General features: G+C 74.0%; 17 protein-coding genes. 7 read left to right on the forward strand and 10 right to left on the reverse strand.

Features of this window, described 5'->3' with window-relative positions:
- Positions 1–70: 70 nt before the first annotated feature.
- The gene (locus J2X26_RS07600) at positions 71–319 is read right to left on the reverse strand and encodes a WhiB family transcriptional regulator (RefSeq protein ID WP_055912771.1); all 249 of its coding nucleotides are present in this window, start codon (positions 317–319) and stop codon (positions 71–73) included.
- Between the two features lie 382 nt (positions 320–701).
- Between J2X26_RS07600 and J2X26_RS07605 the strand changes: the two genes are divergently transcribed.
- Positions 702–1,097, forward strand: a complete 396-nt coding sequence (locus J2X26_RS07605; RefSeq protein WP_307491151.1) for a hypothetical protein — start codon at positions 702–704, stop codon at positions 1,095–1,097.
- On the opposite strand, the gene J2X26_RS07610 is transcribed toward J2X26_RS07605, so the two are convergent.
- The 5 genes from J2X26_RS07610 to J2X26_RS07630 all read right to left on the reverse strand — a co-directional run bounded on the left by J2X26_RS07610 (position 1,079) and on the right by J2X26_RS07630 (position 10,515).
- A complete protein-coding gene (locus tag J2X26_RS07610; protein WP_307491153.1) occupies positions 1,079–4,861 on the reverse strand; it encodes an FtsK/SpoIIIE domain-containing protein in 3,783 nt (1,260 codons plus the stop codon). The two genes, J2X26_RS07605 and J2X26_RS07610, sit on opposite strands and share 19 nt — an antisense overlap.
- 111 nt (positions 4,862–4,972) lie before the next feature.
- Positions 4,973–7,564, reverse strand: a complete 2,592-nt coding sequence (locus J2X26_RS07615) for an FtsX-like permease family protein (protein ID WP_307491155.1) — start codon at positions 7,562–7,564, stop codon at positions 4,973–4,975.
- Positions 7,564–8,364 carry an ABC transporter ATP-binding protein gene (locus J2X26_RS07620; protein ID WP_439897827.1) on the reverse strand — a complete coding sequence of 267 codons (801 nt, stop codon included), beginning with the start codon at positions 8,362–8,364 and terminating at the stop codon, positions 7,564–7,566. The genes J2X26_RS07615 and J2X26_RS07620 overlap by 1 nt, the downstream gene beginning before the upstream one ends.
- 103 nt (positions 8,365–8,467) lie before the next feature.
- The gene (locus tag J2X26_RS07625) at positions 8,468–9,184 is read right to left on the reverse strand and encodes a response regulator (RefSeq protein WP_307491157.1); all 717 of its coding nucleotides are present in this window, start codon (positions 9,182–9,184) and stop codon (positions 8,468–8,470) included.
- Positions 9,181–10,515 carry a sensor histidine kinase gene (locus J2X26_RS07630; protein ID WP_307491158.1) on the reverse strand — a complete coding sequence of 445 codons (1,335 nt, stop codon included), beginning with the start codon at positions 10,513–10,515 and terminating at the stop codon, positions 9,181–9,183. The genes J2X26_RS07625 and J2X26_RS07630 overlap by 4 nt, the downstream gene beginning before the upstream one ends.
- Positions 10,516–10,668: 153 nt before the next feature.
- On the opposite strand from J2X26_RS07630, the gene J2X26_RS07635 reads away from it, so the two are divergent.
- The 3 genes from J2X26_RS07635 to manA all read left to right on the forward strand — a co-directional run bounded on the left by J2X26_RS07635 (position 10,669) and on the right by manA (position 13,992).
- A complete protein-coding gene (locus J2X26_RS07635; protein WP_056585365.1) occupies positions 10,669–11,367 on the forward strand; it encodes a response regulator transcription factor in 699 nt (232 codons plus the stop codon).
- A gap of 3 nt (positions 11,368–11,370) precedes the next feature.
- Positions 11,371–12,693, forward strand: coding sequence for an ATP-binding protein (locus tag J2X26_RS07640; RefSeq protein ID WP_307491161.1), 1,323 nt, complete (start codon positions 11,371–11,373; stop codon positions 12,691–12,693).
- A 102-nt stretch (positions 12,694–12,795) separates the two neighbouring features.
- Positions 12,796–13,992: a mannose-6-phosphate isomerase, class I gene (manA, locus tag J2X26_RS07645; RefSeq protein ID WP_307491163.1), complete on the forward strand. Its 1,197-nt coding sequence runs from the start codon at positions 12,796–12,798 to the stop codon at positions 13,990–13,992.
- 13 nt (positions 13,993–14,005) lie between these two features.
- Here manA and J2X26_RS07650 read toward each other — a convergent pair whose 3' ends face one another.
- A complete protein-coding gene (locus J2X26_RS07650) occupies positions 14,006–14,515 on the reverse strand; it encodes a GtrA family protein (RefSeq protein WP_307491165.1) in 510 nt (169 codons plus the stop codon).
- 122 nt (positions 14,516–14,637) lie between these two features.
- Between J2X26_RS07650 and J2X26_RS07655 the strand changes: the two genes are divergently transcribed.
- From J2X26_RS07655 to J2X26_RS07665, 3 genes are all read left to right on the forward strand, one after another.
- Entirely contained in the window at positions 14,638–15,804 is a 1,167-nt protein-coding gene (locus J2X26_RS07655; protein ID WP_307491166.1) for a 5-(carboxyamino)imidazole ribonucleotide synthase, read from the forward strand.
- Positions 15,805–15,896: 92 nt separating this feature from the next.
- On the forward strand, positions 15,897–16,436 hold the full coding sequence (gene purE, locus J2X26_RS07660) for a 5-(carboxyamino)imidazole ribonucleotide mutase (RefSeq protein WP_307491168.1): 540 nt from the start codon (positions 15,897–15,899) through the stop codon (positions 16,434–16,436).
- 71 nt (positions 16,437–16,507) lie between these two features.
- Positions 16,508–17,635, forward strand: a complete 1,128-nt coding sequence (locus J2X26_RS07665; RefSeq protein WP_307491169.1) for an acyltransferase family protein — start codon at positions 16,508–16,510, stop codon at positions 17,633–17,635.
- Positions 17,636–17,639: 4 nt separating this feature from the next.
- Here the strand turns inward: J2X26_RS07665 and J2X26_RS07670 are convergent, their stop codons facing one another.
- The 3 genes from J2X26_RS07670 to rfbB all read right to left on the reverse strand — a co-directional run bounded on the left by J2X26_RS07670 (position 17,640) and on the right by rfbB (position 21,360).
- Positions 17,640–18,950: an LCP family protein gene (locus tag J2X26_RS07670; RefSeq protein WP_307491170.1), complete on the reverse strand. Its 1,311-nt coding sequence runs from the start codon at positions 18,948–18,950 to the stop codon at positions 17,640–17,642.
- A 99-nt stretch (positions 18,951–19,049) separates the two neighbouring features.
- Positions 19,050–20,291 (reverse strand): LCP family protein, encoded by a 1,242-nt coding sequence (locus J2X26_RS07675; protein ID WP_307491172.1) that lies wholly within the window; start codon positions 20,289–20,291, stop codon positions 19,050–19,052.
- A gap of 73 nt (positions 20,292–20,364) precedes the next feature.
- Positions 20,365–21,360 carry a dTDP-glucose 4,6-dehydratase gene (gene rfbB, locus J2X26_RS07680; protein ID WP_307492232.1) on the reverse strand — a complete coding sequence of 332 codons (996 nt, stop codon included), beginning with the start codon at positions 21,358–21,360 and terminating at the stop codon, positions 20,365–20,367.
- Positions 21,361–21,476 lie beyond the last annotated feature (116 nt).

Genomic DNA, 21,476 nt, shown 5'->3' on the forward strand with positions numbered 1-21,476 from the left:
GACGCGACGCGGCCCCGCCGCGCGGTGCGCAGCGGGGCCGGGTTCGGGGTCGAGCGAGGTGGCGGTGAGGTCAGCCGGCGCGGCGCTGGCGCGCGGTGCGACGCTTGAGCGCGCGGCGCTCGTCCTCGGACAGACCGCCCCAGACGCCCGCGTCCTGACCGGTCTCGATCGCCCACTTCAGGCACGTGTCGACGACGGGGCAGCGGCGGCAGACAGCCTTCGCCTCGTCGATCTGCAGCAGGGCGGGGCCCGTGTTCCCGATGGGGAAGAACAGCTCCGGGTCCTCGTCGAGACACGCTGCGCGGTGGCGCCAATCCATGAGTTCTCTCCTAGGCACACGTCGAGGGGCGCCCGGGGTCAGGGCGCGCGAGTCTGGACGTGAGATCGGGGGTGGGGGACGTACTGCATCAAGGCTCGCACCGGTCCGGGAACTCCACAAGGGTTACGGGGAGGTTTCATATCCGTAACGACTGAGGCGTTCGTCACACCTGTGCACCTGCTGTGCTCCGCGGTGTCCCGCATGTTGCCGCAGGTGAGGGGGATAGTCGGACAAACGTCCAGGAGTTGACACCTCGCCGAGGCGGTGATCGGGGTCACGAGGTGGCGTGAGTCACTCCGGAACCGTGGTATCGGGGAGTGAGCGTCGGTGCAGGTCAGCAGCGACGGCGACGGGTCGTGCGGGGCGTGCCTAGGCTCCTGCTGTGACCGAACGCCGTCCTCCCGTGCTGCTCGTCGTCTGCCTCCTCGTCACCGTCGAGGCCGCCGCCTTCCTCGGTCTCGGGGTCGCGTGGATCGCCGACGTCGTGCGAGGAGCCGCGACCATGCCGGCCGCGAGCCTCTTCCTCGCTGTCTTCGGCGCCGGGGTGGCTCTGCTGCTCCTGCTCGCGGCGCGCGGGCTGTGGCGCGGGCGCCGGTGGGCGCGCTCCCCGGTGATCATGTGGCAGATCCTGCTCGCGGTTCTGGCGATCGGCTGGCTCGGCGCCGACCCGACCGTGTGGGCCGTCGTGGTCCTCGTCGTCGCGGTGCTGATCGGCGCCGGGCTCCTGCTGCCGTCGGTCGTGGCGGCGACCGCGCGCCGTCAGGCACCCCCGGAGTAGACCTGCACGACGACGGCGTCCCGCCCGCGTAGCAGGACCCCTCGTCCTGCGGGTCGACGGGACGGGTCGACGCACCACGGCGCGCGTGGTCCCACCAGCTCCGCGGAGGCGGGGTCGTGCGCGTCCAGCACGAGCGTGCGACGGCGCCGGACGAGCGTCGCGACCGTGCCCCGGAACGCCTGAGCCGCAGCCGACGACGTCACGCTGGCGACGACGGGCAGAGTCGGTGGGAGGAGCTCGTCGAGGCCGGGGTGGGCCCGCTGGAGCTCGTCCAGGTCGTCGATGAGCAGGACGGTCTCGCCGGAACCGGAACCGGAACCGGCACCGGCACTGCACGCCGCCGCCACGTCCGTCGGTCCCACGTCCCGCACCCCGGTCAGCGCGGGGACCGGGGGACCGGCAGGGTCGACCAGCCTCAGGACCCGTACGCCCGCCCGCACGAGCGCGCAGGCGACGACGCTCAGCACGGTGGTCCGGCCCGAGCCCGGCGGTCCGGCGACGAGAAGCCCGTGGCCGACGTCCACCCGCACGATGCCAGCGTCGTCGCCGCCCAGCCCCAGCGGCACCTGTGCCCCACCCGGCCCCGCAGTGAGCCCTGGAGGCAGGTCCGCACGCTCGGGCAGGGGTCGCACGAGCACCGAGACGCTGCGCGGGTCACCTCCGGCGACCAGCGCGGGGACTCTGTTCGGGTCACCTTCGGCGACCAGCGCCGCGACCCTGTTCGGGTCACCTCCGGCGACCGGCACCGCGGCTGCGTGCGGGTGGCCTCCGGTGACCCCGGGGTCGGGTGGCCCGGGCAGGACCACCTGGCACAGCTCGGCGCCGGTCGCGTGCAGGTGCACGGCCCTCCCCGGGGTGGTGCGCCGACCGGCCAGGTCGGTGGGCACCCCCGCGAGCGTGTCCAGTGCCGCATCGGCGAGCGGGAGCACGAGGCGGTGGGCGAACGCACCCGCGTGCTGCATCGCGGCCGCACCCGCGTCCGCCCCTGCCGCGAGCGCCGTGCCGGTGGTGCTGCCCCGCCAGAGCGCGGTCAGCCGGTCGACGCCTGCTCCGCGCGCGAGTCGGCCGAGCGAGTCGAGCAGCAGGTCGAGGCGGTCGACGAGGAGCAGGACGCAATCGGGCGCTGATCGCCCCGCGACCGAGAGGAGCTCGAGGAGACGTGCGACGGCCCGGGCGTCGTCGGTCTCCAGCCCGCTGCCCAGCCGACCGTGCAGGTCACCCGCCCGCAGCCTGCCGACCGCTGCGGCCGGCAGTCCCACGGTGTGCACGGTCCACCCCTGCTCGAGAGCCTCGAGCCCTGCGGCCACCAGCGTCGTCGTGCGGCCTGAGCGAGGTCCGCCCAGGACCAGGAGCGGACCGTCGGCGGGGTCCCACCGCACCGCGCCGCGCCGCTGCTCCTCGGGGAGGTCCGCGACCGCGAGCGCCAGCCCGGGTCCGTCCGGGACGTCCGCCACCCGGACCACCGCGGGCAGACCGGGGAGCCAGGGGCATCCGTCGCTCATGGGCCGGAGGGTCGCCGCCCGCGCGGCCGCGAGCAGCCACGCCTGTCGCGCGTCGTCTATGTGCGGACCTGTCGTCGGCGCCGGCGACCACGCGGCGCCGACGTCCGACCACGCACGGGCGAGGCGCACGGTCGGCGCCGCGGCTGCCGCGACCGCACGCGCGACCTGAACCGGCTCCAGCGGCCGCGTCCCGCGTCGCACCCATGCTCGACCGGGGGTCGCCGGGTCGAGCCGGGCGGCGTCCGGGGCGTCCAGCACGTCGGTCGAGTCCGCCTGGTCGGTCACCCGGAGCGCGATCCGCAGGGCGACGTTCGCGCGCAGGTCGGCGCCGACGGCGCCCGCCGGCCGTTGGGTGGCCAGGACCAGGTGCACACCGAGCGCGCGTCCCTGGGCGGCGATCCGGGTGAGTGCCGCGGACGCGTCGGGGACGTCCTCGGTGAGTGCGCGCAGCTCGTCGACGACGACGAGCAGGCGAGGTGGCGTCGTGGAGTCGATGGGGTCGAGCTCGAGCAGGTCGCGGGCGCCGGCGGCGGCGAGGACCGCCTCGCGCCGACGTAGCTCCGCGCGGAGCGACGCGAGGACGCGCCGGGCGTGCACGGCGTCGAGGTCTGTGACGTGCTCCAGCACGTGCGGCAGCCCGGCCACCGGTCCGAGGCCGGTCCCGCCCTTGAAGTCGACCAGCAGGATCGCCAGACGGTCCGGGGGGTGCGTCAGCGCGAGCGAGAGCACGAGGGTGGTGAGCAGCTCCGACTTCCCGGCCCCCGTGGTCCCCGCCACCAACGCGTGCGGGCCGTCGGAGACGAGGTCGACGGACACGCTCCGGCCGCCGGATCCGATCCCGAGCGCCACGACGAGACCGGTCCGGGGGGTCGCCCACGCCGCCGCCACCCGGTCCGGAGCGGGGATGCCGTCGAGCGCGGCCAGCGACGCCCGGACGGGCAGCGCCGCGTGGTCGACCGCGCCGGGTGCGGCCATCGCCCGTGCCGATGCCGCGGCGCGGACCTGTTCCAGGGCGCGTGCGGCGTCTGCGCTCTGCCGGGGGACGTCGTGCGCGCTGCCGTCCGCAGCGTGCAGGCGCACGGACCACGGTCCCACCTCGAGCTGCGCCCGGCACCACGCGGGGACCGCCGCCGAGGACTCCGCGAGGAGGAGCAGACGCCGCGAGGCGGGCGCCGACGACCGCCACCGGGCCAGCTCCGCCGGGTCGGGCGGGTCGTCCGCGACGACGAGAGCCTCGCTCGGGCCGAGCGGCAGGGGCGCGTCGGGGGCGGTCGCCCACACGCACCAGGACCAGTCGTCGGGTCGGCCGGCGCGGACCGCGAGGGCCGTGGTCAGGTGCGTGCCGAGAGCGCCGAGGACCGCGGCGCGCGCGACCGGCAGGGCCAGTGCGCGCGGGCCGACGACCGCCAGGGAGCCGCCGGGGTCCCACGGCTGGTCGAGCACGACGGGGTCGGTCGGGGCGGTAGCGGCGCGTGCGGTCGCGGCGAGCAGGGCGGCGAGGTCGCGCACGGTCGCGTCGCCGCGGGCTCGGTGGCGCTCTCGCAGGCGACCGACGGCAGCCGCGCCGAGGACGACGAGCGGGACGGCGAGGCCCGCCAGGAGCAGGACGGGTTGACGCAGGGCGGCCGCGAGGGCGACCGAACCGAGGAGCGGGGCCAGCCACGTCGTCGGGCGGGACGCGAGTCCGGGCTCCGGGCTCGCCACCTCCGGCGCCGGGTCGCGTCCGGCACCCCGCAGCGCGAGCGTCGTGGCACCGAGGCGGAGCTCGCGGTGCGGTCGCCAGCGCCGCCAGCGCATGCTGCCGGCGAGACGCACGCGAACGCGGTCGCCGCGGCGCCGGACCTGCACGCGGGGCAGGCCGGCGTCGTGGACGGCGAGCGTCGGAGGGTCCGCGCCCGTGGGTGGGCCGACCGTCAGCTGCCCGTCGCCGGGCACCGCAGCGAGCCCGCCGCTGTCCGGACCTGCGACGACGGCGACGTGCCAGTCGGCTCGGACGGCGAGCTCCGTGCCCGCGCGCCTGCCGGGCCCGGTGCGCAGCACGCACCCGTCGACCAGGGGAGGCTGGCCGACGACGTGGTGCTCGTCGAGCACCGCGTCGGCGACGGCCGCCCGGAGACCAACGCTCGCCCAGCCCGCATACCCGCTCACCCGGGCGAGCGCGGGGCGCAGCACGGACAAGGGGGTGCCGGCCTCCGCCTCGACGTCGGTCGCAACCGGTCCCTGGCCGCGTGACGGGTCGGGGTGGAGCAGGGTGAAGCGCATCGCCCGAGCCTGCCGCGGCGGAGACGACGGACCGGCCCGCCCCCGGTGCTCGGGGGACGGGCCGGCCCGTCCACAGGTCCGCCGGTCGGCTCGGCAGATTCCGCGGGGTCGTCAGTCGACGGCGAGCGCCGCCACGGGCGAGGTGCGGGCGGCGGCCCGACCCGGCAGCACCGACGCGAGCAGCCCGGCGGCGAGCGCCACGACGAGCAGCAGGGCCAGGTCCGTCCACGGGATGACGAGGATGACGTCCCCGATCTCCCCGAAGGTGATCACGGCACCCGCCCACCCGTACAGGAGCCCGAGCCCGGCCCCGAGGACCGCCCCGACGCCGGCGATGAGCATCCCCTCGATCGCGAGCATCAGGCGCAGCTGTCGACGGGAGAGCCCGATGGCCCGCAGGGTCGCGGACTCCCGGCGGCGTTCGAGGACCGACAGCGACAGCGTGTTGGCCACGCCGATGAGCGCGATCACCACGGCGACGCCGAGCAGGCCGACGACGATCGCGAGGAGCGTGTTGATCACCAGCTCGTTGCTGGCGCGCTCGGCCCCGGCGCTGCTCACCTCCGCAGGAGTGTCGGGCAGTGCTGCCCGCACGTCCTGCAGCACCAGCGCCGCGTCGGCACCCGGGTCCAGCGAGACCCAGAGCATCGCGACCGGGGCCTGCGGTGCGAGCCGCTCGAGGGTCGGGAGAGTGGCCAGGGCGTAGATCCCGCCCAGGTCAGTGGGCGCCGTCCGGAGCGGGACGTCGGACCCGCCCGGTGCCGGCTCGGAGTCGTCCCACGGGGTGGCGTACGCCGTCACGGGGATCGTCTCGTCGGTCGCCTGCTCCGCGAGGAACTTCGGGAGCAGCAGCGTCCCGTCGTCCAGACCGTCCGCCGTCTCGGGGTCGCGCAGCACGGCCCTCGCGGAGCCGTCGACGGGTGCGACGACCATGACCCAGTCGTCGCCCAGCAGGACGGGAGCGACCCGCATCTCGAGCACGGTGTCGACACCGGTGACCCCGGCGACGGCCTCGGTGACGTCGCCCGGCAGGCTCGCACCGTCGCCCTGCACGGTGCCGTCGACCATGAGGTCCACCGGGTAGTGCTCGTCGAGCTCCTGCGCGAGAGACACGCGGGCGCTCGCGGCCCCGGTGCTCATCATGGCGACGAGGGTCGCGCCGATGAGCAGTGCTGCACTCGTCGCCGCCGTCCGGCGGGGGTTGCGCACGGTGTTGGCCGCAGCCAGCCGCGCGCTGGTCCCCGTCCTGGCGAGGGCGCGTCCCACGAACGAGACGACCTTCGGCACCCAGAACACCGCGCCGACCAGCACGCCGACGAACGACAGCCCACCCGCGAGCGCCCCGATCCCGAGCAGCAGGGTGGGGTCGGCCCGACCCGTGCTGGAGAGGACGGTCGCGAGCAGCATGACCCCGACACCGCCGACGGTGAGCAGGAGCGACAGCGCGAACCGCACGCGGCCGCCGCGGGCACCCATCGCCGGGGCGTCGGCCGGACGCAGCGCCGCGATCGGCGACACGCGTGTGGCCTCGCGGGCCGGCACGAGGGAGGCAAGGACCGTGACGACCGTGCCCACCAGCAGCGGGAGCAGCACGACGGGAAGGGTCACCTCGATGGTGGACGGCAGCGGCACGCCGAGGTCGAGGTTGCTCAGCACGAAGAGGGCGCCCTGGCCGAGCACGAGCCCGAGGACCAGTCCGGCGACCGAGGCGACGGCCCCGAGGATCGCCGCCTCCACCAGCACGGAGCGGCGCAGCTGTCCCTTGCCCGCACCGACGCAGCGGAGCAGGGCCAGGGTGCGGGTGCGCTGCGCGACGAGCACCTGGAACGTGTTGGCGATGACGAGGGCGGCGACGAGCAGCGCCACCGCGGCGAACCCGAGGACGATCGTGACCAGGACGTTGCCACCGTCGGAGAACGCCGCGATGGACTCTGCTGCCGCCTCGTCCCTGGTGAGTGCCTCGGCGTCGGGGACGACCGGGCCGACGGCGTCCCGCAGCGCCTCGGCGCTGACGCCGGGCCGGGCCGCCACGAGGGTGTCCGAGGCGAGCTCCGTGACCGAGCCGGCGTCGCTCCAGCGCAGGAGGTCGTCGGTCGTGACCAGACCGGCGCCGCCGCTCTGCGACCACGCGGACGCAGGATCGGTCGCGATACCGGTCACCACGACGTCGTCGTCGACCGTCCGCCAGACCTCCTCGGACGGTTCCGTGGACGCGGTGGCGTCGGAGCTCGGGGTGTCGGCCGGCTCGGACGTGGTCCAGCGGACCTGCACGTGGTCACCGACCTTCACGCCGAACGCCTCCGCCGTGGCGGGGGGCAGGGCGATCTCGCCGGTCCCGGTGGGTGCCGCGCCGTCCTCGACCACGAGCGAGCTCAGCCGTGGGTCGTCGGCCGTCGGCAGCATCAGCTGCCAGCGGCTCGTGCCGCCCTTGCGGATCTCGATGCCGATGGGGGCGAGGACGTCGGCGGCCTGGACGTCCGGCAGGGCGCGCACCTCCTCGAGCTGCTCCTCGGTGACGTCGCCGGCGACGACGATGTCGGCGTCCGCGTACGTCGCGGTGACCGCGTCGTACCCCGTGCGGGTCATGACGTTCCCGGCGATCAGGGTGGTGGCGAGGAACGCGGTCCCGATCGCGATGGCGACGGCGGCCGCGGTCAGCCGGCCGAGACTGCGGCGCATCTGCGCCAGGGTGAGACGCAGCATCAGAGGGCCGCCTGGTCGAGCGAGCGCAGGGCCTCCAGGCCGGTCAGCACGGACTCGGGGGTCGGGTCCGCGATGTCGCCGGCGATCCGTCCGTCGGCCAGCAGGACCACCCGGTCCGCGTAGGCGGCGGCCGTCGGGTCGTGCGTGACCATGATGATCGTGCGGCCCAGCTCGCGCACCGAGCGCCGCAGGAAGCTCAGCACCTCGGCGCCCGACCGGGAGTCGAGGTTGCCGGTGGGCTCGTCGGCGAAGACGACCTCGGGCTTCGCGATGAGCGCGCGGGCGATCGCCACCCGCTGCTGCTGGCCACCGGACAGCTCCGACGGCCGGTGCGTGAGCCGCTGACCGAGCCCCAGGGTGGACACGAGGGTGTCGAACCACGGGCGGTCCACCGCGGTGCCGGCCAGCTCGAGCGGCAGGAGGATGTTCTGCTCGGCGGTGAACATCGGCAGCAGGTTGAAGCTCTGGAAGACGAACCCGACGCGGTCGCGGCGCAGCCGCGTCAGCGCGCCGTCGTCGAGCGCGGTGATCTCCGTGGCGCCGAGGCGGGCGGTGCCCGACGTGGCCTGGTCGAGGCCCGCCAGCACGTGCATCAGCGTGGACTTGCCGGAGCCCGACGGCCCCATGATCGCCGTGAACGCCCCGGCCTCGAAGTCGACGTCGACCCCGTCGAGCGCGCGGACCTCGGCGGCACCCTGGCCGTAGACCTTGGTGAGCGACCGGGCGCTCACGGCGACCGGTGACCCGCCCGGCACGCGCGGCTGGTCCTCGTCGATCGGGCGGAAGACGGTGGTGTCCACGGAGGGGCTCCTTCGGGTGCGGTGACGAATCTCCGACGCTACGGAGATGCCCTCCGACCGCACATCAGGCCCCGGACTGGTCGTCCGTCATCCCGTGGTCCGACTAGGAGCCCGGTCGCACCAGACCGGTCTCGTACGCGACCACGACGGCCTGCACCCGGTCGCGGACGCGCAGCTTGGCCAGGATGCGGCCGACGTGCGTCTTCACGGTCGCCTCGGCGACGAACAGGTCGGCGCCGATCTCGGTGTTCGACCGGCCGCGCGCCATGAGCACGAGCACCTCGCGCTCGCGGTCGGTGAGATCGGCGACGGCGAGGCGTGCGGGGTCGGTGGGGCCGCCGGGCTCGTCGGGCGGGAGAGCGGTGACGAGGTGCTCCAGGAGCCGCTTGGTGCTCGAGGGCGCGATGACCGCGTCGCCACGGTGCACCGTGCGGATGGCGGCGAGCATCTCCTCCGGCGGCGCGTCCTTGAGCAGGAACCCGCTGGCGCCCGCCCGGATGGCCGAGAGCACGTACTCGTCGAGGTCGAAGGTCGTCAGGACGATCACGCGGGGAGCCGGGGCGTCGTCCGTGGACCGCGCGGTGATCTGCGCGGTCGCCGTGAGCCCGTCCATCGTGGGCATGCGGACGTCCATGAGCACGACGTCGACCGGTCCGGTGACCGTCCGTGCGGCGGGATCGAGGGCGCGCACGGCCTGCGCCCCGTCACCGGCCTCGAGCACGACCTCGAGGTCGGCCTGGGAGTCGATGACCATCCGGAACCCGGCGCGGACCAGCTGCTGATCGTCGACCAGGGCGACGCGGATCGTGCCGTCGCTCATCGGGTGGCCTCGTCCTGGGTGCTCGGCACGGGTGTCGTCCTCTCGTCGGGGGCTGCGTCGGCGGGGGTGCGCGCGGGCGCGGTGTCGGTCGGGGTCGGCAGCTGGGCGCGCACCCGGAAGCCGCCACCGGGGCGAGGACCGGCGCTGACCGTCCCGCCGAACATCGTGGCCCGCTCGCGCATGCCGAGCAGACCTTGGCCGAGGCCGTCGGAGTCCGCCGACGCGCCGCGGCCGTCGTCGCTGACCTCGACCACGATGGCGTCGGGGAGCCACTGGACCAGGACGGTGACCTTGGGGTTGGGGCCGGCGTGCTTGAGCACGTTCGTCAACGACTCCTGGGCGATCCGGTAGACCGTGAGACCCGCTCCGGGCGGGAGGTTCCGCGGCTCGCCCATGCGGACCAGCGAGGCACGCAGGCCGCTGGCCCGGACCTGCTCGACCAGTGCCCCGACGTCCGACTCGGCGGGCTGCGGGGCGAATCCCTGGCTCGTGGTGTGGCTCAGGCCGCCGGGACCGGGGAGCACCGGGACGGCTCCCGTCGACGCGGGCGGCTCGGAGCTGCCGCGGAGCACCCCGAGCAGGCGCCGCATGTCGGTGAGCGCAGCCCGTCCGGTCTCGGCGATGGTGCCGAGCGCCCGGGTCGCCGCCGCGGGGTCGGCGTCGGCCGCGTACCGGCCGCCGTCTGCCTGGGCGATCATCACGGTGAGCGAGTGGGCCACGATGTCGTGCATCTCCCGGGCGATCCGGGCCCGTTCGGCCGCGGTCGCGATCTGGGACTGCTGGTCGCGCTCGACCTCGAGTCGTTCGGCGCGGTCGACCAGCGCCTCGATCGTCTCTCGTCGCGACCGCCGGACCAGGCCGAACGCCCACACGGACAGCGCGAAGACGCCGGTGAAGATCGCGGTCGACGCGGCGCCGGGGGCGTCGAACCAGCCGTTCATCGAGATGCCGAGCAGGACCGAGCCGACGAGGGCGCCGACGATCGCGACGCGGTGCGCCCAGCGGGGCCCGTGCACGGTGACGGAGTACAGGGAGAGCAGGACGGCGAAGTCCGCAGGGACGACGAGCGGGGCGAAGAACGCGAGCTGGAGGAGCGCGAACGAGTAGACGGCGACCGCGGAGGCCGTCGGACGCACCCGGCGCCAGGCCAGGGGAGCGACGACCGCGAAGGAGATCAGCGGGGTGGCGAGCGAGCGGCTCGCGTCGGCCGCGGCGGTCGTGATGTCCGTCGACGTCGTGACCATGAGCAGCAGCAGGAACCCGGTGCCCGTCGCGTCCACCGCGAACCGGTGCGCCTCCTCCCACCGCAGCAGGCGTTCCCATCTCGTCACCCCACGAGGGTAGGCGCGGGGACTCCCGGCGGCGTGCCCCCGCAGGACGACCGCGCCGCGCGACGGGTCCGCCCGGAGGAGCAGATAGTTCACGGAAACCTGTGTGCGCGCCCCTATGGCGGTCAAGACCGTCCCATGACCTAGCATGGGCGAATGACCCAGGTGCTGCTGGCCGAGGACGATCCCGCGATTGCCGAACCTTTGGCCCGCGCCCTCGGGCGTGAAGGTTATGACGTGCGCGTGCAAGGTACTGGTCAAGGTGCGATCGACGGCGCCGCAGCGGCTGACCTGGTCGTCCTCGACCTCGGCCTGCCGGACATGGACGGCCTCGACGTCGCCCGCGCCATCCGCAACCTCGGCCTGACCACGCCGCTGCTGGTGCTCACCGCGCGCGCCGACGAGGTGGACCTCGTGGTCGGGCTCGACGCCGGTGCCGACGACTACGTGACCAAGCCTTTCCGGCTGGCCGAGCTCCTGGCCCGCGTCCGGGCGCTGCTGCGCCGCAGCGTGGGGGACCCGGGCGACGAGGACGAGCTGCACGCGCAGAACGTCCGCGTCGACGTCGCCGCGCACCGCGCGTTCCAGGGCGAGCGCGAGCTGCACCTGACCGCCAAGGAGTTCGACCTGCTGCGCGTGCTCGTGGGGGCCGCCGGCACCGTCGTCGCACGAGAGACGCTCATGCGCGAGGTCTGGGGGTCGGACCCCACGGGTTCGACCAAGACGCTGGACATGCACGTCTCGTGGCTGCGCCGCAAGCTCGGCGACGACGCCAACGCCCCGCGCTACGTCACCACGGTGCGCGGCATGGGCTTCCGGTTCGAGACGGGCGGCGCGAGCGCCGAGCGGGGCTGAGCCTTGCGCCGTCGCGTCCTGCAAGCGACGATCGCCGCGGTCACCGTCGCGGTCGTCCTGCTCGGCTTCCCCCTGGCCTTCCTCGGCGCCCAGCTGGTCCGCGAGAACGAGATGCAGGCGCTGTCCGCGCGTGCCGAGTCCGCCGCGCGGGCCGTCGACTTCCGCGTCGAGCAGGACATCGCGCTCACGGACCGGATGCTCGAGAACTACACCGGTGACGTGGGGGAGGTCCCTGCCTCCGTGATCGTCCGGACGCCCGACGGTGAGCTCTACCAGGCGGGCGAGCGGATCCAGGGCCGCAGCCTCTCGGTGAAGGTCGACTCGGACACGGGCGCGGAGGTCCTGCTGTACGTCTCGTGGTGGGACGTCTTCTGGCTCAGTGCCCGCGTCATCGCGCTCGTCGTCGTGGCCGCCGTCGTCGCGTTCGCAGCCGGCATCGCGATGGCGATCTGGCAGGCCAACCGGCTGACCGCCCCGCTCGTCTACCTGGCCGCGTCCGCGGAGCAGCTGGGTGCCGGTCAGGTGCGGCCGCGCCTCGAGCCGTCGGGAGTCGAGGAGATCGACCTCGTCGCGGCCGAGCTCGCGCGCAGCGCGGACCGGATGGCCGGCCGGCTGGCGGCCGAGCGGCAGTTCGCCTCCGACGCCTCCCACCAGCTGCGCACGCCGCTGACGGCGCTGTCGATGCGGCTCGAGGAGATCATGGTCGCCACGGACGACCCGGACGTGAGCGAGGAGGCACGCATCTCGCTGGAGCAGGTCGAGCGGCTGGTGCGCGTCGTCGACGACCTGCTGGCCAGCTCCCGTCGGCTCCAGGGCGGCACCACCGAGGCAGTGCGGCTGCTCGAGGTCGTGCACCAGCAGGAGGAGGAGTGGCAGCCGACGTTCCTCGCGTCGGGCCGACGCCTCGTCGTGGAGGTCGACCGCGCGACGCAGGTGCTCGCGACGCCGGGGGCGCTCGCGCAGGTGATCGCCACGCTCATCGAGAACTCGCTGCGGCACGGCGCCGGCACCACGACCGTCCGCTCCCGGCCGAGCGGGCCCTCGGGCGCGGTCGTCGTCGAGGTGGCCGACGAGGGTGCCGGAGTACCCGACGACCTAGCCCCCCGGATCTTCGAGCGCGAGGTGACGTCCGGGAAGGGCACCGGCCTCGGGCTCGCGCTGGCCCGCGACCTGGCGTCCGCCGACGGCGGTCGGCTCGAGCTGGCGCAGCGCCGTCCGGCGGTGTTCGCGCTGTTCCTCGCGGGGGTGCCGGCCTCGATGCGACCCGACGTCGTGCTGCCCCTGGGAGCGGTGGTCTCGGCACGGATGGACCGGCGTCGGCGGTGACCGGTATGCCCGGGATCACCCGGCTGCAGCGCCTCGGACGGGTGCGGGCCACGTAACCTAGGTCGCTACGACGACCACGAGCACCCGCAGGAGACGTACGCCGTGTACCGGATCACGCCAGCCATCCAGCACTACGCCTGGGGTTCGACGACGGCGATCCCCGACGTGCTGTCCCTGGTGCCGGACGGGCGACCGGTGGCGGAGGCCTGGTTCGGTGCGCACACCAGCGCCGCGTCGACCGTGCAGACCGCCGACGGACCGCGCGGGCTCGACGAGCTCATCGGGGCGGACGCCGACCTCCACCTCGGTGCGGACGTCACGTCGCGGTTCGGCGCGCGCCTGCCGTACCTGCTCAAGATCATCGCGGCGAACGCCCCGCTCTCCCTGCAGGTCCACCCCACGCTCGAGCGGGCCCGCGCCGGCTACGCGGCCGAGGACGCGGCGGGGATCCCGGTGTCCGCACCCGAGCGCAGCTACCGGGACGACAACCACAAGCCGGAGCTGGTCTATGCGCTGAGCAGGCTCGACGCGATGGTCGGGTTCCGTGCCCCGCGACGGGCCGCGGAGCTGCTGGCGGACCTCGACACCCCGCTCGCGGCCGACCTGCACGCGCTGCTCGCCGCGGACCCCACGTCGGCGGGGGTGCGCACCGCGTTCGAGTGGCTCCTGCAGCCGGAGACGCGGCCGGGCGCGGCGGACGTCGCGAAGTTCGCCGAGGCCTGCGCGCGCCGCCTGGCCGACGGGTCGCCGTCCCCCCGCACCGACCGCACGGTGATGCGCCTCGCGGCGGCGTACCCCGGGGACCCCGGCGCGGTGACCTCCGTCCTGCTCAACCCGGTGACGCTGAACAGGGGAGAGGCGCTGTTCATCCCCGCCGGGACCGTGCACGCCTACCTGCAGGGGGTCGGCGTCGAGATCATGGCGAACTCGGACAACGTGCTCCGGGCCGGCCTGACGCGCAAGCACGTCGACGTCGTCGAGCTGCTGGACAACGTCGACTGCATCGCCGCGCCCCCGATCCGGATCGCCCCCGAGAAGGTGTTCACGTCGACGCGGATCTTCTACGCGCCCGTGGACGACTTCGAGCTCTCGGTCACCCGGCTCACGGACGACGGCCCCACCCGGCTGCCGGGCCGTGGTCCGCGGATCCTGGTGTGCCTGGAGGGCGAGGTCGAGATCGCGACGCAGGACGGGAGCCTGCTCCTGCTGACCCGCGGACAGTCGGTCTTCGTGCCGGCGTCCGACGGAGCACTGACCGGATCCGGCGACGCGACGGTCGTGCAGGCGGACGTGCCCTGACGAGGAACGTCCGTCAGGTCGTCGCGGGCACCCGCAGGCCGGTGAACACCCACCGCTTGTAGCCGAGGTAGCGCAGGACGGTCCCGATCCCGATCCCGATCACGGTGGCGACGTTGTCCGCGAGGGCGGTCGTCTGGCCGAGCGTGTAGTGCGAGAACGCGAGCGTCAGCACCGGGATGAGGGCGCAGACGACGTTGATGCCCGCGAAGACGGCGAGCTCGCGCGCCCGCCGGTCGGTGCGCTGCTGGGAGAACGTCCAGTGCCGGTTGCCCAGCCAGGCGACGAGCGTCGCGGCGACGACCGAGATGACCTTGGCGGTGAGGGGCTTGTGCCCGAGCACCTCACCGGGACCGAACCGGAGCAGGTTGAACAGACCGAGGTCGACGACGAACGCGATGCCGCCCACCGAGAGGAACCGCGCGAGCTCGTAGGCGCGGGCCCGCAGCGCGGCGGCGCGCACGGCCGGGGCGACGGGGGGCGCGCTGACGGTCCTGTCGTCGGTCAGCTCGTCGCTGGCGCTCACGGAGCTCCTCGGTGTTGTCCCACAGCGGTCTGGTGAGGATAGCCCCGCGACCTGGGCGCCGTCGCACCGGGCCGGCGCGAAGCGTTTCGGCGTCGAGCGGCGCTCGACTAGTGTCGTCGCCCGTGACAGCACCCGTGGTGGCAGTGGTCGGTGGTGGGCAGCTCGCCCGGATGATGGCGCCGCCGGCGACCGCTCTCGGGGTGCACCTGCGGGTGCTCGTCGAGAGCTCGACGTCGTCGGCCGCCCAGGTCGTCGTCGACGCACCGGTCGGGTCGGCGTCCGACGAGGCGGCGATCACCCGGCTGGTCGACGGCGCCGACGCGCTCACGTTCGAGCACGAGCACGTGCCGAACGCGCTGCTCGACCGCCTGGAGAGCGCGGGCATCGCGGTCCACCCGGACGCGGCAGCCTTGGTGCACGCACAGGACAAGATCGTCATGCGCACGCGGCTGACCGCGCTGGGGATCCCGGTCCCGTCGTGGGCGGCCCTGCCCTCGGCCGCGGACCTGGCGACCTTCCTCGCCGACCACGGCGGGGTGGCCGTGGTGAAGACGGCCCGCGGCGGGTACGACGGCAAGGGTGTCCGCGTCGTGCGGGACGCCGGCGACGTCGTGGACTGGTTCACCGCCGCCGCGGACGGCACCGGGGCGCCCCTGCTGGCGGAGGAGAAGGTGCCGTTCACCCGTGAGCTGGCGGTCCTGGTCGCCCGGCGGCCCAGCGGCGAGACGCGTACGTGGCCCGTGGTCGAGTCGGTCCAGCGTGACGGTGTGTGCGCGCAGGTGGTCGCCCCCGCCCCGGACCTGGACCCTGCGACGCAGGCGGAGGCGGTCGACGTGGCCACCCGCATCGCCGCCGGGCTGGGGGTCACGGGCGTGCTGGCCGTGGAGCTGTTCGAGGTCGCGGACACAGCCGGCGGTCCGCCCCGGGTGCTGGTCAACGAGCTCGCGATGCGCCCGCACAACTCGGGCCACTGGACCATCGACGGCGCCGTCACCAGCCAGTTCGAACAGCACCTGCGCGCGGTGCTCGACCTGCCGCTCGGCGACACCGCCGCCCGCTCCCGCTGGACGGTGATGGCGAACGTGCTGGGCAGCACGCTGCCGGACCCGACGAACGCCCTGGCCGAGGTCGCGCGGCTCGACCCGGCCGCCAAGGTGCACCTGTACGGCAAGGAGGTCCGTGCGGGGCGCAAGCTCGGACACGTGAACGTCAGCGGCGACGACCTGGACGATGTCCGCGGTCGAGCCGTCGCCGCCGCGGCCCTCCTGCAGGGCGACGCGTCCGCCTGACGCGAACAGGGCCACCCGGTGCGGCACGACGCGGACCGCCTGGGACATGATGGGCGGCGTCGGGACGGTCGGACGTGCGGATGGAGATGGTGATGGCTGTGCAGCCCTTGGTGGGGATCGTCATGGGCTCGGACTCGGACTGGCCGGTCATGAAGGCCGCCTCCGAGGCGCTCGCCGAGTTCGACGTCCCGGTCGAGATAGACGTGGTCTCGGCGCACCGTCAGCCCGAGAAGATGATCGCGTACGGCCGCAGCGCCGCGGACCGCGGGCTGCGCGTGGTGATCGCCGGCGCCGGCGGGGCCGCGCACCTGCCCGGCATGCTCGCCGCCGTCACGACGCTCCCGGTGGTCGGCGTCCCGGTCCCGCTGGCGTACCTGGACGGCATGGACTCGCTGCTCTCGATCGTGCAGATGCCCGCGGGGGTCCCCGTGGCCACGGTCTCCATCGGGGGAGCGCGCAACGCGGGCCTGCTCGCCGTGCGCATCCTCGCGTCCGGCGAGGGGGAGCAGGCCGCCCGTCTCCGCACCGCGATGGCGGCGTTCCAGGAGGACCTGCAGGGTCAGGCCGACGGCAAGGGGGAGCGCCTGCGCGCCCAGACGACGTCACGGCCGACCGTGGGGTTCAGCGTCTGACCCTGTGAAGGGTCGGTGACCGCCCGCTCCTCGAGGTGCGGGTGCCCGGACGGGTGCCTAGCGTCGAGCGGATGACAGCGAGCCCCCGCCCGCGCCTCGCCGCGCTCGATGCCCTGCGCTTCGGCGCAGCCGCCGCCGTCGTCCTCTACCACTTCACCGCGCGGACGAGCTCGGCGTGGGGAGACGGCCAGGCGGAGCGGCTCGGGGGCGCCGGCCGGTGGACGGGCTACGGCTCGCTGGGTCCCGAGCTGTTCTTCGTCATCAGCGGGTTCGTCATCCTCATGACCGCGTGGGGCCGCCCGACCGCGCATGTGGTCGCGTCCCGGATCGGGCGCCTCTATCCGGCCTACTGGGTCGCCGTGCTGAGCACGGGGCTCCTGCTCCTGGTGGTCTGGCCCGAGGGCAAGCAGGTCACCGCGCACCAGGTGCTCGTCAACCTGACGATGCTGCAGTCGGCGCTCGGCGTCGACCACGTGGACGGCGTCTACTGGACCCTCTGGACGGAGCTGCGGTTCTACCTCCTGCTCGGGATCTTCTCGCTGGTCGGCATCACCCGTGGCCGGGTCGTCGGCGTCGCGCTGGTGTGGCCGTGGGTCGCACTGCTCGCCGAGCGCGCGGGTGCGACCGGTCTCGCGACGCTGCTCGTGGCCGACTACGCCCCGCTGTTCGCCGCGGGGATGGCGCTCTTCGTGCTCGTCGGGGACCGCGAGAGGGCCGAACGGCGGCTGCTGCCGTGGCTGGCGGTCGGGACGAACACCGCGCTGGCCGTGGCGCTCGTCGTGCCGTCGCGCACCGCGGTGCTCGAGCGGACCACCGGGTACGTCCCCTCGGCCCCGCTGCTCGCCCTCGCCGTCGTGGCGTGCGTGGCGGCGGTCGCGGTCGTCGTCCTGACGCGCGTGTCGCGCTGGGAGCACGGGGGACTGGTCGCGCTCGGTGGTCTCACGTACCCGCTGTACCTCGTGCACGAGTACTGGGGGCTCGGCGTCATCCGCCTGCTCGCGGACCAGGTGCCCGCGGCCGTGGCGCTCGCGGCCGCACTGGTCGTCGTGACGGGCCTGGCCTGGGCCGTGCACCGGTACGTCGAGGTGCCGTGCGGTCCGTACCTGAGGCGGGAGACCCTCGCGCTGCTGGAGGGTGCGCGGTCCGTGGTCCTCGACCGCGTGATGCGGGGGCCACGGATGGTCCAGGCGATGTCCTGACGCGTCAGGCGCCCGGCATGCCCCCGACGGGACCGGCCGGCAGGGACCCGTCCCGGATCGCGGCCCAGAAGGCCGGCGCCAGGTCCGGGTCCAGCAGGACCGTGGAGCCGACGTTGCCCCCCGGGCGGTAGTCGATGGAGGAGATCGGCGGCGTCCCCGTGATGCCGTCCTCGCCGTTGGCCGCGCGGAACGCGAGCGCGAGCTTCGCCATGTCGAGGATGCCCGACCCGTCGTCGACGGTCAGCGCGTGCGTGCCCGCGTCGATCAGCGCGACCTGCTGGCCCGGCCGGAAGACCAGCTGGCTGGGCTTGACCTTGGACATGACGGCACCGATCAGCTGCCGCTGCCGCTCCGCACGGCCGACGTCCCCGGTGGGGTCCGCCTTGCGCATGCGGGCGAACGCGAGCGCCTGGGTGCCGTCGACGTCGTGGCAGCCCGCGGTCCACACCATGCCGGAGTCGGCGTCGTTCACGTCGGCGTCGTGGCACAGGTTCACCCCGCCGACCGCGTCGACGATCTGCTCGACCCCCGCCATCCCGATCTCGGCGTAGTGGTCGACCGTGAGCCCGGTCAGCCCCTCGACCGTCTGCACGAGCAGCGGCGCCTGACCCCAGGAGAAGGCGGCGTTGAGCTTGGCCGCACCGTTCCCGGGGATCTCGGCGTACGTGTCCCGCGGGAGCGAGATGAGCGCTGTGGGTCCGCTGTCCGGGACGTGCAGCAGCAGGATCGTGTCGGTCCGGGAGCCCTCGGTGCCGTCCTCCTCGATGCCGCCGTCGCCGCGCGAGTCCGAGCCGGTCAGCAGGTAGGTGGTGCCGGGGGTGTTCGCGGCACCGCTGAGCGCCGGGGTGTGCTGGACCTTGCCGTTCGCCCAGACCGCGAGGCCGATCGGCCAGGCGAGCAGCGCGACGAGCACCAGGGTGGCGACGGCGCCGACGGCCAGCTGGCGGTGGCGACGAGCACCCGGCTGCGCGGTCGGCGCGGGCGGTCGAGGCCCGGCCGGCCCGGAGGGCGGACGTCCGGCCGCCGGCCGGATCGGCTGGGCCGGACGGCTGGTCGCGGGACGGGAGGACGTCGACCGGGGAGCGGCGGGGGCCGGCGCGGGCGCGGGTGTCGTGGGCCGGCCGGCGCGGCCGGGGACCTCGACCGGTGTCGACGCCCCTGAGGAGCGTGTGCCCTGTCCGGCGGGAGCGATCGTCGGCGGACGGCCGGACGCCGGTCGGGCGTCAGAGCTCGGAGCCGCCGGCTGGGGGGCGCGCGCCGCCGTCGAACGCGCGGGCCGGGCCGGCGCGGTGGGCCGCGACGGACGTCCGACCACGATCGGCTCCGCGTCGTCCGGGCGCACCGGACGTGCAGGAGAGCCGGGTGCGAAGCTCGGGGGTGGTGTGCGCGAGGTCCGGTCGTCGGCAGCCATGCCTCAGCAGACGTCCGTCGTGTCGTCGACGCTGAACGCCTCCTGGCCGGCCTTCTTCGTCTCCACCGGGGCCGGCTCGACGGGGGCGACGGGCTCCACCGGAGCGGTCGTCGTGGTGGTGGGAGGCGGAGTCGTCGCGACCGGTGCGACGGGCGTCTCGCCGAGCGCCGGGGTGTCGGCGACCATGTTCGCCCACACGGCGTCGGCCGCGGAGGTCCACTCGACCCTGTTCGGGTCGGACTTGGCGGCGGCGAACGGGATCGTCATGAAGGTGATGTTGCCACTGCTGATGTTGCGAAGGTTGTAGGCGAGGCCCGTCATGTTGCCGATCGACATCCCGCTGTCCGTCGTCAGCGAGCCGGTCGCGGCGCTGAGGAACGAGATCAGCTTCTGCGGATTGGTCAGGACGTCCCGGGAGAGGACCTCGCGCACCATCGCGGCGATGAGCTTCTGCTGGTTGCCGATGCGGTTCGTGTCGGAGCCGTCGCCGACGCCCGGACCCTTGCGCGCTCGTGCGTAGGCGAGGGCCGTGGGGCCGTCGAGCGTCTGGAACCCGGCCGCCAGCTCCAGCTGGGCCTGCTCCGAGCTCATGTCGTGCGGGATGCACATCGGCACGCCGCCGATCGAGTCGACCATCTGCTGGAAGCCCGCGAAGTCGACGACGACGAAGTGGTCGATGGTGAGGCCGGTGTTCAGCTGGACCGTGTTGATGGTGCACGCGGCGGCCGAGGTCATGTCCCCGCCGTTGTCCCAGCCCGTCGCGAAGGCCGAGTTGAACATGCCGTGCGTCGCGCGGGTGGTCTTGCCGTTGGTCATCGTGCACGACGGGATGTCCACGAGGGAGTCGCGCGGGATGGACACGAGCTCGACGCGCGACCGGTCGGCGGAGATGTGCAGGACCATCGTCGTGTCCGAGCGCATCCCCTCGGTGTCGCCACCGATCTCGCCGTTCAGCCCGTCGCGCTGGTCGGAGCCGAGGATCAGGAGGTTGACGGCCTGACCGGCGTTCGGGTCGTCCGGGTCCGGCTCCTTGGTGGGCGTCGGCATCGGGTTCACCAGCGCCGAGACGTCGACCTTGTCCATGTTGCCGTTGAGCTTGGCCGCGACCGCGGCCACCCCGCTCGCACCGAAGACCACGACGGCGGTGACGCCGAGCGCGATCGCTCGCGCGACACCGTGGGTCCGCAGACGTCGTGAGTGCCGGGCGGCACGAGGGCGCTGGACAGCAGCGTGGCGGAGAGTCACCCGTCGATGGTAGAAGGGCTACCCGCCTGTCCGGGGGAGCGCGCGCAGGGGCGTCGTGGAGGATCTGTGCAGATCAGCGGCCCAGCTGGGCGTACTTCGCCTCCGTGGCGTCCTTCTGGGGTCGCCACCACGCCTCGTTGGCCTGGTACCAGGCGACCGTCGCCTCCAGACCGGTGCGGAAGTTCGGGTACCGAGGCTCCCAGCCGAGCTCGTCGCGCAGCTTCGTGGAGTCGATCGCGTAGCGCAGGTCGTGGCCGGGTCGGTCGCTCACCAGGTCGTAGGCGTCGGCCGGCTGGCCCATGATCTCGAGGATGTCCTCGACGACGGTCTTGTTGTTCTCCTCGCCGTCCGCGCCGATGAGGTAGGTCTCGCCCCGGCGGCCGCGCTCGATGATCGCCCACACCGCGCTGTTGTGGTCCTCGACGTGGATCCAGTCCCGGACGTTCTCGCCCGACCCGTAGAGCTTGGGGCGCACCCCGTCGATCACGTTCGTGATCTGCCGCGGGATGAACTTCTCCACGTGCTGGTACGGCCCGTAGTTGTTCGAGCAGTTGGAGATGGTCGCGTGGACGCCGAAGCTGCGGGCCCAGGCGCGCACCAGGAGGTCGGAGGACGCCTTCGTCGAGGAGTACGGGCTCGACGGGTTGTACGGGGTCTCCGGCGTGAACTTCGCCGGGTCGTCCAGCTCGAGGTCGCCGTAGACCTCGTCGGTCGAGATGTGGTGGAAGCGCACGTCGTGCCGCCGGACCGCCTCGAGGAGCTGGTACGTGCCGATGATGTTCGTGCGCAGGAACGGCCACGGGTCGTGCAGCGAGTTGTCGTTGTGCGACTCCGCCGCGAAGTGCACGACCAGGTCGACGTCCTTGACCAGGCTGTCGACGATGTCCGGGTCCGCGATGTCGCCCTTGGCGAAGACGACCTTCCCCTCGACCGGGTCCAGGCTCCGCTCGTCGCCCGCGTAGGTCAGTGCGTCGAGCACCGTGACCTGCACGTCGGGACGCTCGCGGACGGTCTGGTGGACGAAGTTGGAGCCGATGAAGCCGGCTCCGCCGGTGACGAGCACGTGCACGGCGAGGACCTCCGGGTGGGTCGGTGGGGACATCACAGCCTAGCCGCCGCCCGCGACGGCCGAAGGAGCGCAGGGGACGGGCAGTTCGCACGATCCGGTGTCGCGGGTCACGGGGA

This window comes from Cellulomonas humilata, assembly GCF_030814415.1.
Lineage (GTDB): Bacteria > Actinomycetota > Actinomycetes > Actinomycetales > Cellulomonadaceae > Cellulomonas > Cellulomonas humilata_A.

Coding starts and splice junctions, on each gene's coding strand:
- J2X26_RS07665 (WP_307491169.1), top strand. CDS start 16,508: ATGACAGCGAGCCCCCGCCCGCGCCTCGCCGCGCTCGATGCCCTGCGC.
- J2X26_RS07615 (WP_307491155.1), bottom strand. CDS start 7,564: ATGCTGCGTCTCACCCTGGCGCAGATGCGCCGCAGTCTCGGCCGGCTG.
- J2X26_RS07635 (WP_056585365.1), top strand. CDS start 10,669: ATGACCCAGGTGCTGCTGGCCGAGGACGATCCCGCGATTGCCGAACCT.
- J2X26_RS07625 (WP_307491157.1), bottom strand. CDS start 9,184: ATGAGCGACGGCACGATCCGCGTCGCCCTGGTCGACGATCAGCAGCTG.
- purE (WP_307491168.1), top strand. CDS start 15,897: ATGGCTGTGCAGCCCTTGGTGGGGATCGTCATGGGCTCGGACTCGGAC.
- J2X26_RS07600 (WP_055912771.1), bottom strand. CDS start 319: ATGGATTGGCGCCACCGCGCAGCGTGTCTCGACGAGGACCCGGAGCTG.
- J2X26_RS07610 (WP_307491153.1), bottom strand. CDS start 4,861: ATGCGCTTCACCCTGCTCCACCCCGACCCGTCACGCGGCCAGGGACCG.